15 protein-coding genes are annotated in these 16503 nt (G+C 36.3%); 11 read left to right on the top strand and 4 right to left on the bottom strand.

Annotation, left to right across the window (positions count from 1 at the left end; all coding sequences use genetic code 11):
- The first annotated feature begins 144 nt into the window (after positions 1-144).
- The 7 genes from ACM0OT_RS10765 to ACM0OT_RS10735 all read left to right on the top strand — a co-directional run bounded on the left by ACM0OT_RS10765 (position 145) and on the right by ACM0OT_RS10735 (position 5142).
- Positions 145-384 carry a hypothetical protein gene (locus tag ACM0OT_RS10765; protein ID WP_414564348.1) on the top strand — a complete coding sequence of 80 codons (240 nt, stop codon included), beginning with the start codon at positions 145-147 and terminating at the stop codon, positions 382-384.
- A 179-nt stretch (positions 385-563) separates the two neighbouring features.
- On the top strand, positions 564-809 hold the full coding sequence (locus tag ACM0OT_RS10760; RefSeq protein ID WP_414564347.1) for a hypothetical protein: 246 nt from the start codon (positions 564-566) through the stop codon (positions 807-809).
- A 175-nt stretch (positions 810-984) separates the two neighbouring features.
- Entirely contained in the window at positions 985-1212 is a 228-nt protein-coding gene (locus ACM0OT_RS10755) for a hypothetical protein (RefSeq protein WP_414564346.1), read from the top strand.
- Positions 1213-1391: 179 nt separating this feature from the next.
- On the top strand, positions 1392-1658 hold the full coding sequence (locus tag ACM0OT_RS10750) for a hypothetical protein (RefSeq protein WP_414564345.1): 267 nt from the start codon (positions 1392-1394) through the stop codon (positions 1656-1658).
- 157 nt (positions 1659-1815) lie between these two features.
- Positions 1816-2067, top strand: a complete 252-nt coding sequence (locus ACM0OT_RS10745; protein ID WP_414564344.1) for a hypothetical protein — start codon at positions 1816-1818, stop codon at positions 2065-2067.
- A 693-nt stretch (positions 2068-2760) separates the two neighbouring features.
- A complete protein-coding gene (locus tag ACM0OT_RS10740; protein WP_414564343.1) occupies positions 2761-3939 on the top strand; it encodes a phosphotransferase in 1179 nt (392 codons plus the stop codon).
- A 102-nt stretch (positions 3940-4041) separates the two neighbouring features.
- Complete coding sequence (locus ACM0OT_RS10735) at positions 4042-5142, top strand: T3SS effector HopA1 family protein (protein ID WP_414564342.1); 1101 nt, start codon at positions 4042-4044, stop codon at positions 5140-5142.
- Positions 5143-5657: 515 nt separating this feature from the next.
- Here ACM0OT_RS10735 and ACM0OT_RS10730 read toward each other — a convergent pair.
- Together ACM0OT_RS10730 and ACM0OT_RS10725 are read right to left on the bottom strand one after the other, a co-directional pair.
- Positions 5658-5807, bottom strand: coding sequence for a hypothetical protein (locus tag ACM0OT_RS10730; RefSeq protein ID WP_414564341.1), 150 nt, complete (start codon positions 5805-5807; stop codon positions 5658-5660).
- On the bottom strand, positions 5782-6726 hold the full coding sequence (locus ACM0OT_RS10725; protein WP_414564340.1) for a putative 2-dehydropantoate 2-reductase: 945 nt from the start codon (positions 6724-6726) through the stop codon (positions 5782-5784). The genes ACM0OT_RS10730 and ACM0OT_RS10725 overlap by 26 nt, the downstream gene beginning before the upstream one ends.
- 412 nt (positions 6727-7138) lie before the next feature.
- On the opposite strand from ACM0OT_RS10725, the gene ACM0OT_RS10720 reads away from it, so the two are divergent.
- Positions 7139-7492 (top strand): hypothetical protein, encoded by a 354-nt coding sequence (locus tag ACM0OT_RS10720; RefSeq protein WP_414564339.1) that lies wholly within the window; start codon positions 7139-7141, stop codon positions 7490-7492.
- 167 nt (positions 7493-7659) lie between these two features.
- Positions 7660-8877: an SUMF1/EgtB/PvdO family nonheme iron enzyme gene (locus ACM0OT_RS10715; protein ID WP_414564338.1), complete on the top strand. Its 1218-nt coding sequence runs from the start codon at positions 7660-7662 to the stop codon at positions 8875-8877.
- A gap of 10 nt (positions 8878-8887) precedes the next feature.
- On the opposite strand, the gene ACM0OT_RS10710 is transcribed toward ACM0OT_RS10715, so the two are convergent.
- Positions 8888-12250 carry an AAA domain-containing protein gene (locus ACM0OT_RS10710; RefSeq protein ID WP_414564337.1) on the bottom strand — a complete coding sequence of 1121 codons (3363 nt, stop codon included), beginning with the start codon at positions 12248-12250 and terminating at the stop codon, positions 8888-8890.
- Positions 12251-12442: 192 nt separating this feature from the next.
- Here ACM0OT_RS10710 and ACM0OT_RS10705 point away from each other — a divergent pair, with 192 nt between their 5' ends.
- Both ACM0OT_RS10705 and ACM0OT_RS10700 read left to right on the top strand, forming a co-directional pair.
- Complete coding sequence (locus tag ACM0OT_RS10705; RefSeq protein ID WP_414564336.1) at positions 12443-12730, top strand: hypothetical protein; 288 nt, start codon at positions 12443-12445, stop codon at positions 12728-12730.
- The gene (locus tag ACM0OT_RS10700; RefSeq protein ID WP_414564420.1) at positions 12718-13536 is read left to right on the top strand and encodes a reverse transcriptase family protein; all 819 of its coding nucleotides are present in this window, start codon (positions 12718-12720) and stop codon (positions 13534-13536) included. The genes ACM0OT_RS10705 and ACM0OT_RS10700 overlap by 13 nt, the downstream gene beginning before the upstream one ends.
- Positions 13537-13576: 40 nt before the next feature.
- Here the strand turns inward: ACM0OT_RS10700 and ACM0OT_RS10695 are convergent, their stop codons facing one another.
- Positions 13577-16429 (bottom strand): HEAT repeat domain-containing protein, encoded by a 2853-nt coding sequence (locus ACM0OT_RS10695; protein ID WP_414564335.1) that lies wholly within the window; start codon positions 16427-16429, stop codon positions 13577-13579.
- Between the last annotated feature and the right edge of the window lie 74 nt (positions 16430-16503).

Raw genomic sequence — 16503 nt, 5'->3', positions numbered from 1 at the left:
TTCAATATATGTCTTTTTTAACATGTTCTTATCATTGACTTACTAAGTTTTTCTAACTAACAATAGTAGTAACAGTTAAGCAAGAGATAGCTTGATTGTTCACCAATTTAATTTACAAGCAACAAATGCTTGAGGAGCAAACATATGGCGAATATCACTCTTTCTGAACTACACGTGGCTGGTTCTGAGTTGTTTCAAGATTCTGAAAGTTTTCTCAATGAACTCAGCGACGTAGATTCTATTAATGGTGGTAGCACCGACGGTTACGGCTACGGTGGCTACAGTGATATTTCAACCCTGACAAAGCTGGCTGAAGCATTTGTTACTGTTTATGCAATTGGTCACGTTACCTACCTAGCCAAGTCATTCAGTTCTGGATATTAATGACTTTAATGGCTTCAGGTAACTCCTGAGCCTGATGGTTCTTAGGGGTTTAAAGGTAAAACAAATCTCTGTGAAAAACACAAGATTTTTACTATTAATAACCTCTAAGATCCAAGCGGTTTGAACAATTTTTGGTGACTTGCTTAATTGCGATGAGACAAGTCTATTAGGAGTAAATTATGGCGAATATCACTCTTTCTGAACTACACATTGCTGGTTCTGAATTATTCCAAGATTCCGAAAGTTTTCTGAATGAACTCAGCGATATAGATGCTATCTCTGGTGGTCAAATTGGCAATGGCAATGGCAATGGCCAAGGTGCTGTCAGTGATCCTACAACACTGATGAAGTTGAGTGAGGCATTTGTGACAGTATATGCCATTGGTCACGTCACCGTGTTAGCTAAATCATTCAGTGCAAACTGAATTAATGGTTCTGGTTAACTACTGAGCTTCATATTGTCCAGGGATTAAATGAAAAAACTGATTTATGTGATCATCATGATCTTCTGTGATTACTAATAATCCCTGTGATATGGCTAATCTCAGCAATTTTCAATTTCATAGCACAAAGTCCTCACAAGTCTTTTAGGAGAAAATCATGGCTAAGATTACACTGTCTGAACTACATGCTGTTGGTACTGAATTGTTTCAAGATTCTGAAAGTTTTTTGAATGAATTCAGTGATGTAGATTCTATCTCTGGTGGTAACTACGGTGGCGGCGTCAGTGATCCTGCTATACTGACCAAGCTAGCTGGAGCTTTTGTCACTGTATATGCCATCGGTCACGTTACTGTATTAGCTAAGTCATTCAGCGCACCACAGTAATGAGTTTAGGTAATAGGTAACTACTGAAATAAACGGCTCTTTAGGGATGAACGGTAAACAGTTCTCTATGTGATTAACATAAGGTTCTGGAATTACCAAATCATCCCTAAGAGCCGAGTAGTCACCATCTTGATTTTCTACACAAAAAATAAGTCTCACAAGTCTTTTAGGAGTACATCATGGCTAATATCACTCTTTCTGAATTACACGCTGCTGGTTCTGAATTATTCCAAGATTCCGAAAGTTTTCTCAATGAATTCAGCGATGTAGATTCTATCTCTGGTGGTAACTACGGTGGCGGCGTCAGTGATCCTACCGCATTGACTAAGTTGGCTGGAGCTTTTGTGACTGTATATGCCATTGGTCATGTTACTGTTTTGGCTAAGTCATTCAGTCAGCCTCAGCCACCCCAGATAATTGAGCCTCCCGTTAAAGGTAAATTTTAGGTAATAGGTAACTGCTGCAATAAATGGCTCTTCAGGTATTAACTGTAAAAAGTCTCTATGTAATCGACATAAGTTGACTAAGTTACTCCTAATACCTAAGAGCCAGACAAATCAAGCAATATTGAGTTTAATTTCCACAAGTTTTGAGGAGCAAATCATGGCAACTATCAATCTTTTTCAACTATACGTTACTGGTTCTGAATTATTCCACGATTCCGAAAGTTTTTTGAATGAACTCAGTAATATTGACGCGATTTCTCAGGATCAAGATACTATAATCGGTGGGATATTTTCAATTAGTGCCTTGTCGGGAGCATTTGTTGGTACATTCGCTATTGGTCATGGTGGTTATGTAGCTAAATCATTCAGTCAGCCTAGGAGTAAATATAGTCATGGCTTTGGCTGGTAATAGCCTTTTTTAATGCTGCACTAGACGGCTATTTTGAGATTAAACATAAAAAGTAACTATAGCAATCCTATCTTCAGTGAAGACAGAGAGCGTAGATGCGAGCGAAACAAGAAAATTCATGAATGATTTAGGATTGCTATATTTAAAGGCTACTTTTTATTAATCAAAATCTCTGTTAACTAGGTGAAACAATATACAGTGTAAATTAACAAGTGATTTGTCAGTCAGTCAAGGTTATTACCGCAACATAATAGACTGAGATTGATTAATTATTCAATATTTCGTGAAAATCAAGCAAATGGCGGAAATCATAGTTTCTGATCTGTATTTTCCCGTCTCGGAAAGCTTTCTGATTGAAATAACTGATATGCATTTTCTGTCTGTATATGGTGGTGACAATTATGCATTTGACTACGCATTTCATCAAATGATTCACTTTGCTTATAGGCTTTTAGATTTTATGTTAACAGCATTTTCTATCTACAGCATTGTGTCCTTAACTAATTCATTTGGTGCTGCAAATATGTACTCTCCACCTTCTCCATTTATCCCTTTTTAATTAGTAAATTCCCATTGACATGATAACCAATAAGCTGTTGTGTGCAATCAATGCTTGGATAGCCTTTCTCTGGTTCTATAGTTTCTTGATTGACCAACAACAAGTTTTCACTTTACTGAGGAGCATTTAACGCCGTGCCATTTTTATTAAGCTATCAAAATGTTATTGATTACCTAATTCCGCTAGGATTGTGTACTGAAGAAGAACGTGCAGCGAGCAATATTGAGCTAAAACCTGCCAAAAACTTTAACTTATTACTCAGCTTACCCGATGGGCGGCAAATTTTAGTTAAGCAAGAGCGCCACAACAGAGAAGGGAAAACTGCCGGGGAATTTGTCAAAGAATGGCAAATTCACGGTTTTTTGCAAAAACAACCCGAAATTAGCTACCTGCGCTCTTCTATTTCCGAGGTAGTGCATTTTGATGCCGAGAATTCCATCATTATTTTCAATTATCTCAGTAACTATCGGGACTTATCAGACTTTTACGCAAATGAAAATATCTTTCCCACACAGATTGCAACCATAGTCGGAACTAATTTAGCATCCATTCATCGTGTCAGTATTCAACGTCCAGAATATCGGGAATTCTTTGAAGATTCCCCGGATGAATCGGGTGCAGATGCAGCAAAACTTAATCATCGCATTGATAGACTAACCCCGGAAATTTTTAGTACCGTTCCGGCTGACGGGTTAAAATTCTTTGCTCTTTATCAACGTTACGACAGTTTGGGTCAGGCGATCGCAGAATTAGGTAGCGCTTATACTCCCTACTGTTTGACTCATAATGACATGAAGTTGAACAATATCCTCATCTCCTTAAATTGGCAAGATGTGGTTTCTCATGGATATGTCCCAGACGAAAGCGTCATTAGATTGATTGACTGGGAACGTTGTTCTTGGGGAGATCCAGCTATTGATTTGGGAGCATTAATCGCTAGTTACCTGCAATTATGGCTTTACAGCGTAGTTGTTGGTAGAGGGATGGAAATCGAAGAATCTTTACGTCTAGCTACAATTCCTCTACAATCCCTACGTTCTTCCATGTCAGCCTTAATGACCGCTTATTTAGCGGAATTCCCCGAAGTTCTAGAGCATCGTCCCGATTTTGTCCGGCGAGTAGTACAATTTTCCGGTTTAGCCTTAATTCAAGCTATTCAAGCAACACTCCAGTACGAAAAAAGCTTTGGTAATCAAGGTATTTGTATGCTCCAGGTCGCCAAGAGTTTATTGTGTCGTCCAGAAGCATCTATCCCCACAATTTTCGGTATGGAGTCATCAGACCTCGCTCCCAAAAACTTATCTCGCGCTTAAAACACACTGAGGTGGCAAAGTTGGACAACATCCCAACGCCGGGAAATCTTTTCTTTCCCCCCACCTCCCCCATTCCTTATATATTCACAGGCAAAAGCTCTTATGCAACTATTAGATTCGCTACAAACTCAAATAGCAAGTATTCCTGAGCCATTGCAGACATCGCTAAAAGACATTATTCAGAAGGTTAAAATTGAGTCTCACCATTGTATTAAGCACTCAGACTATAAAACTTTAGACTTGACAGAGCAGGCAGTTTCCCGCTTTCAAAAATTGCCCTTGGATCTTCAAAATAAATATTTAAGTCTGCAATTGCGTAGTTTTCTCTATGGGATTTACTACAACGGTTCTTTGAAAGAGGAACTGACATTAAATGAAGAAACAACAAATTTAGCATTGAATCCCAATCTAGAAAATAACAGCTTTTTGGGTGTAGATATAGCTTTTTATGACCGCTTACATGAAAGCAATAGAGGTGGAGGTTATTGGAGCAATGATTGGCTGGTGGTGAACGAGGAAACAGATGGTGCGTTGGCTGTACATAAAACTGGGTTGACACTCCATATTGAACGCAATATTCACTTGCAACCAGAACATCAAGATGCCAATATCGGCAGTGTAGTTGCCATTAAAATGCCGAAAAATGTTGTACAACATGGATTTTATATGGCAGTTGCTAATGCAGGTTCTCATGGTGATGGTGAGATTGTGCGTATCTATTTCAATTTATCCCCAGATGGTGCCATAGCTGTCATGGATAGTTTGACTACTCAACTTAATGCGCTGCTCATTCCTTTCACTTTTAAAGCGCTATATAATCCTTCTGATTATGGACGTTGTGATTCAGCAGTACTTTATTTTGATAAACATAACTATCATACAGTTCACCCTGTACTAGAGAAGGTGTATACAGAACATCAATCTTTATTTGGTGATGCTGTTCCTTTGTTTACAAAATTATTAGCCCCAGGGTTAGCTCTAGCTGAAGAACCAAATAGCAAATTTACTGACAAAGAAAGTTTTGGTCTGAACCGTTGTCAAATAATTGCCAATGCTTTACTTGAGGTTTGGCATCAAGATAATGATACGCCAGAGACTCGGATGATATCAATTTTAAAGCATTTTTCTATGCATGAAATTGAATTGGAACGCCCATATCTTAATCCTCGTTCTGAAGATATTTATCCTTGTTTGAGGGTTTGAATTTCTATTTATTCCCTTTGAAAATAGGTATTTATTCAAGATATGAAATAGGGTAAAGGTTGAGAGTCAAAGTAAGACTAATTCCTTTTACCCTTTTTTAATGTTTATGTACAAACCTGAAAGAACGCAGTTATTTATCTGATAAGCTGCGTTCACTGTATTTTCTAGATACCAGGACTTACGCAAAATTATGGGAGAAAAAACCGCAAAGGATACAAAGAAATAAGAGTTTGAAAGAGTTCTGGCGTAAGTCCTACATACAGAATTTGTGCTAAAGAAAGTAAAGCTCACTGAAAAAAGAAACCTGTCAGCACAAGGGGTAAAAGTATTAAAACAGACACAATTAAAACCAGGGTTGCTGGATCAATTTTAATGTGATTTTTCTGTGGATCTCGCATTTGGCACCTTCCCACATGAGCTAAGTATATTAACTCAGCCTAAAGGATTTGTGCGCGTTTTTCCAAGTTCCATTCGGTTGAGATGTCGAAAATTTGCCGCTAGTTCCGTCTATAAGCTTATTTTTTCCCCGGAAGTTTAGTCCCCATTTCAGTCAAGGCTGAAAAAACCAGATAAATAATCAGGAACCCGACACCTGCAAAAAAAGCTAATAAATCGCTATCCATATAATTACCGCCGAGATCAAAATGCCTTTCTGTTTCTTGCATCTAAAAATTTCAATTGATGGTAAACACAGCTAATCTGTGGTAAATTTACCCCGACTGCTTGCGCTTTCCGTAAGGGGTTGCCGAAAATTGCTTCTACTTCTAAGGGACGATGTTCATCATAGTCAATTTTCATGCTAGTGCGGTAAGGTTTCATCTTCAGCGTGTAATTAAGCATGGTTTGAATAAAGCTATCAGGAATAACGCGACCCGAACTTTGCGCCCCAGTCGCCACTTCATTCATCAATTGTTCAACTAATGTGCGAGTGTCAATATCCGCCATTAATTCATCTGTTCTAGCGTTGAGAATCACAGATAGCCCATTGTAGGGAATGTTCCACACAAGTTTTTGCCAACGGGCGAAAAATAAGTCTGTGGCTAATTCGATGGGAATACCAGCATGGTTAAAGTCATCAGCAATTTCCTGCATTCTCGCTGTAATCCCGCTAGGATCATATTCAGGGTTATATTCCCCCAAAGTGATTTGTCCATAATCTAAGTGGCGAATATGTCCTGGCCCCACTTTATTGGAACACAGAAAACATAACCCACCGATAACTTTAGCGTTGCTGACAATTTGAGTAACTTCCTCTTCCATACCCAATCCATTCTGCAATACCAACACTATCCCCTGATCTTTAACTACAGGTGGTAACAATTTTGGCAGTAAATGGTTTTGTGTTGTTTTTAGTGCAACTACTACCACATCGCATTGTGGCATTTTGTCTACATTGTTATGGGCGTTAACCAGAGGAAGAGTAAAATCACCATCTTTCGATTCGACGAGTAAACCAAATTGGCTGACGTGTTCATAATCACTATTTAGCAAAAAGTGGACATCTAAACCAGCTTGTTGGAGCCTAGCACCATAAAATCCACCTAATGCACCAGTTCCGAGGATGGCGTACTTGCGATCGCACATTTGTTCAACACAGGAATTTTTTCAGGATTATCATAAAACGATGGCTGACAACAAGCTACCCTTGAGTCTATGTATACTTAATTTATCATTCTCATTTTTAATTAAATTTTTGTAATAAAACTTAAGTTTTTGATAAATATTTTAAGTAAAAAAGATAGCTGAAATGCCATATTTAATTCATTTGATAGATACAGTTTTTGCCTCCTTAATGTGTTTCCAGTGAGTAAACTGCCACCTGAATTTAAGAGTTTCTTATACTTACTATAGATAGTATGAGAAGTCAGTTTAAAAGTTTAATTTATGTTACATTAACGGAGTAATTACTTTAGGTATATGCTAATGTTATGTCAAATATCTAAAAATATGTTTACTTTACTTATTTTTAAGATGTTGACATTACCCCAACAAATTGATGCTTGATTTCAACGCCTTAGCTGAATTTTCTCGTGCCAATTGCGTAAGTATTTGTGCCTTTCTCATCCCAGCAAATTTGATTGCCTCATCACTTACAATCATTTTGACAATATTACATCGTCCGACACATCAAGTCTGGCCAGCTGCGGGAATAGCCAGCACTTTTGCTTCTGTGATGATATTGCATGTATATACTTGGTTTATCATTGGTGTGGTAATGGCCCCCACTTATATTTTGTTGTCTTTAGCAATCACTTGTTTGGTAACTAATTTGATTGCAGTTCTATTTCAAAGACGCCACATTAACAGCCATCATATTTGTGATTTAAAGCATAATATTGCCGCGCGTTAAGGCATAAACTTGCCGTTGACTAACCTCAAATGCTAATTCTTGTGTAAGCTTGTTTCCACCTAAAAGCACAGCTTTCAAGCATAATATTGCCGGAATTAAAATTTTAAATCGTAAGATTGCCGAAATTTGAACTATCTGATATTATAGCTGTTCTGTCAGGTGCAACAGTGCTACTAACGGATAGTTTGCCAACTATGCCAGAGTTTCCTTCGTCTGATGAGTTAGTAAAAATACTTGACCGTATCCTGGATGGTAGTCGAAATGAAAACGATATCAATTTACTACGGTACTTTCTGAGTACAGTTAATGGTAAAAGTCAGGTACAGTTAGCAAATTACATTGTTAACCTTCCTGAAGGAAATAATATTCATATTGGCGATCGCATCACCTACCAAGGTGGTATAGACGAAGAAGTAAAGGCAATTCTCCGGCAGTTACAACAAATCCTCCAGGAAAGCCAAGTTTCGATTTCGTCTAATTTTTCTCCTCAAACCCCAACTGAAAAGTTTTTAGTCAACACTAATTCTTATAAGCCAGTTAGCCCACCCCCCTCAGAGCTTAATATTTTCGAGTTTGAAGTGGTAACTGTAGATCATAAAGGAAAAGAAACAAAGCGTTACCATACACAAACTGAGTATTTTCTAGAAGACTTAGGAAATAGTGTTGTACTGGAAATGGTTTCTATTCCAGGTGGTAATTTTCCAATGGGTGCATCACGAGAGGAAGAAGCATCACAAGAAGATGAACGTCCTCAACATTTAGTTAATATAAAACCCTTTTTTATAGGTAGATATCCTATTACCCAAAGACAGTGGAGAGCTATTGCAAACCTCCCAAAAATAAACCACCACCTCAAACCTGACCCATCCTGTTTTAACGGCGATAATTTACCTATAGAACGAGTTTCTTGGTATGATGCACTAGAGTTTTGTGAGCGACTGTCGCAGGAAACAGGAAGGCAATATCGCTTGCCCAGTGAAGCTGAATGGGAATATGCTTGTCGTGCTAGAACTTCAACGCCATTCCATTTTGGTCAAATAATTACAGATAAATTAGCCAATTATTGCAGTAAAAACGACAATATAAATATCATTAATCGCCAATGTACAACAGAAGTTGGTAGTTTTCCAGCTAATACTTTTGGCTTATACGATATGCATGGGTTAGTTTGGGAGTGGTGCGCTGATTATGAACACGATGACTATCAAGACGCACCATTAGATGGCAGTGCATGGGTAGATGATGGAAATGAAGAATATAGAATTTTGCGTGGTGGTTCTTGGGGTCATCCTGCAAATTTATGTCGTTCTACATCTCGCTTTTCTGAAGCTGCAACCACAAAGGACAACCAAATTGGATTCCGGGTTGTCTGCTCTTTGATCTAAAAATTTTTGACTATTGTGAAATTAACTGATAAATTTTTGCTTTTATACTCTCAATAGACGATAAATCAGAAAATTGTACACTTGTTTCTTGGCGAATTTGAGGTTTAATATTTAACGATGTCCTGCCACATTGCGATCTGTAAGGGTGAGAAAGCCAATTCCAAGTTCCTATAATAGCCAGTTTCGTATCACGTACCAAAATTCTTTCATTTGTTCCTCTACTTTCTATATGTTTTTCTTCTCCTAAGCGAATTAATTGTGAACCAGGATATTGTGAGAATAAATGTCTCAGCTTATTCTCAATTGTGGGATCATTATTATCATTCTCCTCGTTACCTTTATTTCCGTAAACTACTGTTAATTTAGCTCCTCTTTCTAAAACTGAAACAACCTCTTTACTAAACAGTTTTGATTCACTTCCTCGAATCCAAGGAGTGACAATTATCAATTCTTCCTTTGCTTGATCGATAGCTTCTCTAAAAATTCTTAAATGATCGCAATCATAAACTGGAATAGTACCAGGTTCTGCTTTAGGAATTTCTGCTGCTGATTTATACTCTAATACAACTCCATACTCTCGAATATGTTCAACAAGTTGCCGAGTCAGGTTTCCTTTTTCTAGTCTGTAAAGATTACCAACTAAAATAAATAATTCTTTAGCTCTTGATACAGCAACATTTAAAAGATTTGGTCGTTTGTTAATCCAGTAAACATTATCTTGCGGTTGACATACTTTTGTAGATAGGATAATTACTTTCTTCTCAGAACCTTGAAAAGTGTGAACTGTGCCAACAGATTTTGAGTCTAATTGAGAGAATTTTTTTCTTAATTGTTCTCTCAACGCAGCAGCATGAACTTTAAAAGGTGAAATAACACCTATATCTTCTACTGAGTAACCTTGTTTAACTAAATGCTCAATTATCTCACATACAGCAGTAATTTCTTCCTCATTAACATTATTGCGGATCTTACCTTCAACATCATAAGCAATTAAGTGCGACTCTACTAAAGAATTGACTGGTTCTGTTTTGATTTCTAAATCATAGTCAGCAATATCATTGCAATATTGAATAATACTAGGCTGACAACGATAATGTTCTATCAGGCGAATTCCTTTACCTTTATCTTCTCCTTCTCCACTTGCTCCAGCAGCGCGGTGATAAGCCGTAGCACTATACTCCTCTTCTGGACTATAACGATGGTAATCAATGTCTGTTAATCCTCTATTAATAAACGCTGTTTGACGATAATCTTCACGTCTTTGATCGCCCAAAGTAATAATAGGTTCAATTTGTAGAGGATCACCAACAATAATAGCTTTGCGCGATCGCATTAATAACGGAAAAGCCTTATGCTGGTCAATCATTCCCGCTTCGTCTATGATTGTGCGGTCAACACATTCCTCAATCCAAGGAATCATTTTGCGGATTGAAAGCAATGTGCAAGTGATTACCGGAAAAATCAAGCTGAGATTTTTAATATGCTCATCTAGGTTTTCCACAATCTTATATTTCGACTTCCAATTTCCTGAAATAAGACTACAATAAATTTCTAGAGTTGGTTTGATGTTGTGTTTGTTGTAGAGTGCTTGTTGAATAAGAAACTCACGCGATAGCTTAAATAGGTCTTTGTACTTGTCATGAAATTTCTGGTGAAAGGATGTATAAAAATTTTCTGGTGGATTAGCCAAGCTAATCTCTAATAACTGCAATTCCTTAAAAGCATCTTCCCTTTGCTGATTTATCTGGTCTCTGTCTTTATATTTTCCCTCTAATCTTTTTTGTACATTTTTTAACTCACCTGCTTCATTTATTCTTTCTCTAACTAAGCCTGCTTTTTGAATTAAATCAGCGCGATTGGTAGGCGGTTCTATAGGAAAAATAGTTGTAGATGTTTGTTCTATAGCTGATTTACAAGCTGAATTTAGCTCACGCAAAATACGTTCTTCCGTTTTCCCAGTCAACCAACGCCAAAAGCGAACCCACCAATTTAATCTGCTTTCAGATAGAAGTGATTCAGCCTTGTTAAAATGCTTTTCTATGATATTATACGCTTGTATTGGTAGTTGATTGTACTGTGATAAATCTTTGGATCGTTGCTGAACAGGAATTAAGGTTGAGAGAATTTCGTCTAAATCCTGTTGCAGCGTTTGCATCTGTTGTGAAAGATGTTTATGCCTTTGTTTATCTATATCCCACTGTTGGCTTAATTTCAAATATCTAGACTCTTCTGCTAACAATTCTTCTTTAATTTGTTGAATTTTTCGTTTTAATGAATTATTTAGTTGCTCATTAAATTGATTCTTTTGTAAAAAATCAATAGCTTGCCGTAATTTTGCAATAGCTCCATTAGCTGATTCAATATTATCTTTGTTTCCACCTTTGAGATAAAATAACTCAGCTTGAAAAAATTCATCTAGCTTTTCAATGACGTTATCAACTGCTTTATTATTCGTGCTACTAACTACTGTTAAATTATCTATGTCCTGACCAATTTCAATTAAACTGAGTGCGCGTTTAACTACCTGTTGAGCAATAACATGAAGAATCAGAGTAGTTTTACCCGAACCAGGTGGGCCTTGTACAGCTGTTATCGGTTCACTTTGAGCGTGTTTGAGTGCTGTTGATTGTGAATTAGTCGGTGCGTGAGTTGGAAAAGCTCCCATGTAGATAACTTCTTCTTTTGCAGGCTTAGGTTCACCAAACAAATATTCAAACCCAGGATGTCCTTTTGAGCAATTTTTCGAGCCTGATTTAATCTCTTTTAAGTCTTGCCGGAGATTATAATTATATGCAGCCCCTGTAAACTCAAATAAATAAGGCTGACGTTGAATTTGTTCACGAGAGCGACGGGGAATAACAACCTGTTCCATCCAATTCTGATAGCTATCAAATGTTAGCTTAAAAGTAGTTTCTAGAAAACTTCGTAGCCCATCTTGAGTAATCAATTTTTCACACTGTTCATCATCTAATCCCAGAAAGGTGGCTAAGTTGTCTCCAGCTTCTATCAGTATTAAGCTATTTAAGTTCCACCCTTGTGCTTGATACTCCCCCTTGAGGATAGATGTAACGTCTAAGCTAAACAGAGGACAAAGATAAGATTTTCCCTTTTCTACATCTAAAACTTGGGGAAAGGATAAAACCCATACTGCTTCTTGTAGAGTATTTTGCCTTTGCTTAACTTTTTGCTGTAATTCTAAAAACGTGGCTTGCTCAATTAATAAATGGTCACGTACTAGCTTTACACCACGCTGTTTGACTTTATCGTTGTTGGTTTCAACCCTGGCTTTACTGTATTCATCTAAATTAATGTAGTCTAACCAAGCGTTGAGAATAGCATCTACCTTACTAGCTACGTTCAAAACTACCTCCAAGTTGCTGTACTGGCTTTAGCGTTGCATTATCCCTTTACTTAGATGCTAAGGTAATTTGTTACACAAAAAATGTTTAAACTTATACAATTTGGTTAAAATGCTTAAATCAGCAAGCAATGTTTACAACGGGCTACGCCTACGCACCTTTGAGCTAAAATCAAACTACTCATCGATTAACTTTCTGGCACTGCCATGAGCATCTCTCAGCCACCGAAACTATCCTGTCTGCCAACACAGCTACCCATTGATGGTGCAGTGCGGATTGATTTAGAGGAAGGTATTCCAGTTTTTCGAGCATCCAGCAGTGTCCAAGGTCGCATTGAAGAACTATTGGCAAAACAGCAAGAAACTTCACTGAGTACAGAAGAAGAACAAGAACTTGATTGCTACGAAGAAATTGATGATTATTTAAGCTTTGTCAATATAAATGTGATGCTCAACCCTCTTTTAATTTTGATTAACATTGAATTTTCGGTATAACACAAATTTTAAATACAAGATATAAGAGCATTTTTGATAAATTTTGGTTTATACTAAAATTTGTCAAAAATGCAGTTGCTGTAACTAAGGTAGTTCAGTATCCAAAACTTGGTAAACGCCGCTCAATTGTAACGAATGCAGAGCCTCATGTAGGGGCAGATGTAATTATTAATGTAGATATTAAAGATTTTTTTCATTCTATCTCTTATAGACGTGTAAAAGGTCTTTTTAGGTCTTTTGGATATTCAGAGTCAGCATCAACCATCTTTGCATTACTTTGTACTGTCACATTTGTAAACCATCGTAGTTATCTACCGCAGGGTGCGCCAACTAGCCCTATGATTACGAATCTAATATGTCGCCGTCTTGATCGAAGATTGACTGAGATGGCTGAACGCTTGGGATTTCGTTATACTCGCTACGCCGATGACTTAACCTTTTCTGCGTCTCATGAGAGTGTATGCAATATAGGAAAAGTTTTAAGGCATACAGAGGGAATTGTGAAGCATGAAGGGTTTGAAATTAATCCAGATAAAACCCGAATTATACGTAAATCTAATAGATTAGAGGTTACTGGCATTGTAGTCAACAGCAAACCTAGTATTTCAAGAGAAAAGCTGAAACGTTTTCGTGCAACTCTTTATCAAATTGAGAAAGATGGTTTAGAAGGTAAGTTCTGGGGTAACTCAACAGATGTTATGTCTTCAATTCAAGGTTTTGCAAATTTTGTTTACATGGTTGACCCCCAAAAAGGAGCTAAATTTCGAGACCAGATACGTATTATAAAAGAAAAATATGAATGTTGATTACTAAGCTTAAAGAAAAATTTTAAAAATTTTTAGTATGCTATGGTGCATCAATGAATTTGTTTTTTCGTGGGTAAAGTGGAATTAATTTATTATGCTCCTGGGTCATACTAACTCTAACTGCTAGTATTCTTGCCAACGTGTAAATATCAGGATCATCAAGGTCTATTGTAAAAGACTGAACAAGACTTTTTAGAACCTTTGAATTACCAATATGTTTGAGTGCTGCTATAGCTTCTTGTTGGACTGCTACATCTGGATGGCTTAGAGCTTGGATTAAAGCTGTAATCGATTTAGAACATCGAATTTTTCCCAAAGCTGCTGCTGCTCGTCCTCTAACATCACTATTTGGATCAACAAGCGATCTAATTAAGAATTTAACCGCTTCAGGACTACCTATTTCTCCCAATGCTGTTGCTGCCCTACATCTTATACTCTTGTCTGAAGGATCTAGCTTGCTGATTATGTCTGAAAATAATAGTACAGAGTCAGATTTTTTTAAATTAGAAAAATAAATTTTTTTAAAAATTAGCCTAATGATATGTATGTTCCATTGTATTTTTACTAGAATTGCAGCAGCAATCATTTTGAAATAGTTATCTGGAGACGTTAAGGCTGAAATTAAGGCTTTTGTAGCTCTCGGATCTCCAATTCTTTCTAAAGCTAATACTGCTTGTTCTCTAACTGAATTATCTTTATCTTGGATTTTACTAGCCAATGCCATGACGGCTGTAAAATGAGAGCTTCGACCTAATGCGATCGCCACATATTTTCTAACTGTAGCATCCGGATCATCTAAAGCAAGTATTAACGCTTTAACTGCATGAGGATGGCGAATCTTACCCAAGGCAACAGCAATCCATCGTCTAACATAACTGTCAGAATCATTAAGACTATCAATTAAGCTCTCAACTACTTCTAAATTCTTATAGTGCTTCAATTCTTGAGCAAACCATTTAATTTTTCCAAGTGCTGCTGCAACCCACTTTTTATCTTCATGCTTTTTTTGTTTAAGAGCATAAATTAAACACTCAATCACCTCTGGAGTGCTGATTTCTGCTAAAGCTGCAAAAGCTTCTCTTCTGACATCATTATCTGAATGGTTGAGATAGCCAATTAAAATTTTCACAGATTGAGAATTGCCAATTTCTCCAAGAGCAGTGACAGCACGCCATCGGATGTCCCTATCCTGATCTTCGATAAATTGAGTAAGTAACTCAATTGCCTGGGGTATATTCATCTTACCCAGAGCCATTATCACTGCCCTTTTAATGTTAGATGAATTATTGACAACTTGTTTTAATGTTTCAAAAGCTGGTAAACTGTTAATTTTTATTAAAGCTATAGCAGCTTCCACTCTGACTTCATCATCTAAATCATGAATGGCTTTATTCAATATATTTATTGCTTTTGCATGACCAATCTGCCCTAAAGAAATAATGGCTTTTTTCCTGACTTCAACACACCGCAAATAAATTTCTTTAATTGCCTGGTTAATTCTTTCCTGAGTATCAGTTTTCCTTAACTCTTGAATTATTTTTTGAGTTAATACATTGTATATTTCATCATCATAATAATGTTGATTATCTAGAAAAATCCCTAGTGAATCATTTCTGATTTCTAATATTTTTGATAACCATTGTTTAAATTTATCTTCTAATGGTTCTAATACTTGCATTAAGCAATCAACTACATCATTATCACCAATCTCTCCAAATAGAACTATAGTTTCTTTCATAAAAATACTATGTAAAAAACTAGAGCATTCTAGTAACAAATTAATAATGTTGAAATTATGGATTCTATAGAAATCATTTATATAAAATTCTCTATATTCGTAATTAATGCAACATTGTATAACATAATCTTGAAATTTCGATATAAATATTTGAAAACTTAATTCATTTATATATTTGAGGTATTTTTTAAGTATTTTTATGATTATTTTGGGACTTTGATTTATTTTAAAAGATGTAAAAATTGCTTTTATTACATTAGGATTATTTTCATTTATTGCTTGTATAATGCAAGCTTTGATTGCTGTTTCTTCTTCAATACATCCTAAACTTAAAGCACTCCAAAACCTGACAGAAATATCCTTATCATTAATGGTTTCCATAAAAGCTTCTACAACTTGTAAATTAGCTGTTTTTCCTAATATTTTTACTGCCTCACATCTGACCTCTGAGCAACTGTGCTTTAATGCTACATTTAATAATTTTTCTTGCATTATGTTGTTTGTATAAGCAATTCTTTCGACAACTACAGTAACAAAAACTATATGTGGACGAGATTGCCATAGTTCATAAATCTCTTCAATAATTTTTTGCATGAAGGGATAAGATTGCTCCCTGCATTCGGCAATACATTCACCTGATAGCAGTAGAAGACTATGAAAAATATCGTCTTTTTCTAGAGAGATAGCTTTGAGTAGAGGAATTGGATTATCTAATAATCCTGCTAATAGGCTTAATGTCTCATGCCATTCATATTTATACAAGTTTGTTTTTACTAGAGAAATACCTCTGTTAATGTCTGTTTCAATTAAATGCTTTAAGTGCAAAGCTGTGAAGTATTCTTGGAATGTTCGATGCAAAAAAAGATATTTTTTGTTATCCCCGCTCAGGTTTTGCAATATGCCATCTTGTTGAGATAGTTCTGCTATGAGTTGGGAAGTATTTTTATTTATAAAATCTGTTGATATAGAGGGATTTTTGAGATATTTTTCGATTTTACTGCGGAGGTCTTGTATCGTAAATATATCTTTCCTCTCAAAGCTAAATTGATAGGCAATTTCTCCTAATAAATCTTGTTTGGCTGCTATCCAACAACTATTAGGTATTTGTCTATTATTATGACTACACCAATTTCCCAGCATATATTCCACTACCATTTCATATATCTGGCAACGTCGTGTAGGAAGCTTTACACTTTTTTCTTGGTACAAACTACAAATCAACGATAACA

The organism is Anabaena sp. CCY 9613 (genome assembly GCF_963920895.1).
In the GTDB taxonomy this organism is placed as follows: domain Bacteria; phylum Cyanobacteriota; class Cyanobacteriia; order Cyanobacteriales; family Nostocaceae; genus Cyanocohniella.
The sequence above is the reverse complement of the archived record's forward strand: the minus strand, read 5'-3'. Positions and strand labels throughout refer to the sequence as shown.

Excerpts from the sequence above, each read along its gene's own strand:
- ACM0OT_RS10765 (WP_414564348.1), top strand. The coding sequence starts at position 145 with ATGGCGAATATCACTCTTTCTGAACTACACGTGGCTGGTTCTGAGTTG.
- ACM0OT_RS10760 (WP_414564347.1), top strand. The coding sequence starts at position 564 with ATGGCGAATATCACTCTTTCTGAACTACACATTGCTGGTTCTGAATTA.
- ACM0OT_RS10755 (WP_414564346.1), top strand. The coding sequence starts at position 985 with ATGGCTAAGATTACACTGTCTGAACTACATGCTGTTGGTACTGAATTG.
- ACM0OT_RS10750 (WP_414564345.1), top strand. The coding sequence starts at position 1,392 with ATGGCTAATATCACTCTTTCTGAATTACACGCTGCTGGTTCTGAATTA.
- ACM0OT_RS10745 (WP_414564344.1), top strand. The coding sequence starts at position 1,816 with ATGGCAACTATCAATCTTTTTCAACTATACGTTACTGGTTCTGAATTA.
- ACM0OT_RS10735 (WP_414564342.1), top strand. The coding sequence starts at position 4,042 with ATGCAACTATTAGATTCGCTACAAACTCAAATAGCAAGTATTCCTGAG.
- ACM0OT_RS10730 (WP_414564341.1), bottom strand. The coding sequence starts at position 5,807 with ATGCAAGAAACAGAAAGGCATTTTGATCTCGGCGGTAATTATATGGAT.
- ACM0OT_RS10725 (WP_414564340.1), bottom strand. The coding sequence starts at position 6,726 with ATGTGCGATCGCAAGTACGCCATCCTCGGAACTGGTGCATTAGGTGGA.
- ACM0OT_RS10720 (WP_414564339.1), top strand. The coding sequence starts at position 7,139 with ATGCTTGATTTCAACGCCTTAGCTGAATTTTCTCGTGCCAATTGCGTA.
- ACM0OT_RS10705 (WP_414564336.1), top strand. The coding sequence starts at position 12,443 with ATGAGCATCTCTCAGCCACCGAAACTATCCTGTCTGCCAACACAGCTA.
- ACM0OT_RS10695 (WP_414564335.1), bottom strand. The coding sequence starts at position 16,429 with ATGGTAGTGGAATATATGCTGGGAAATTGGTGTAGTCATAATAATAGA.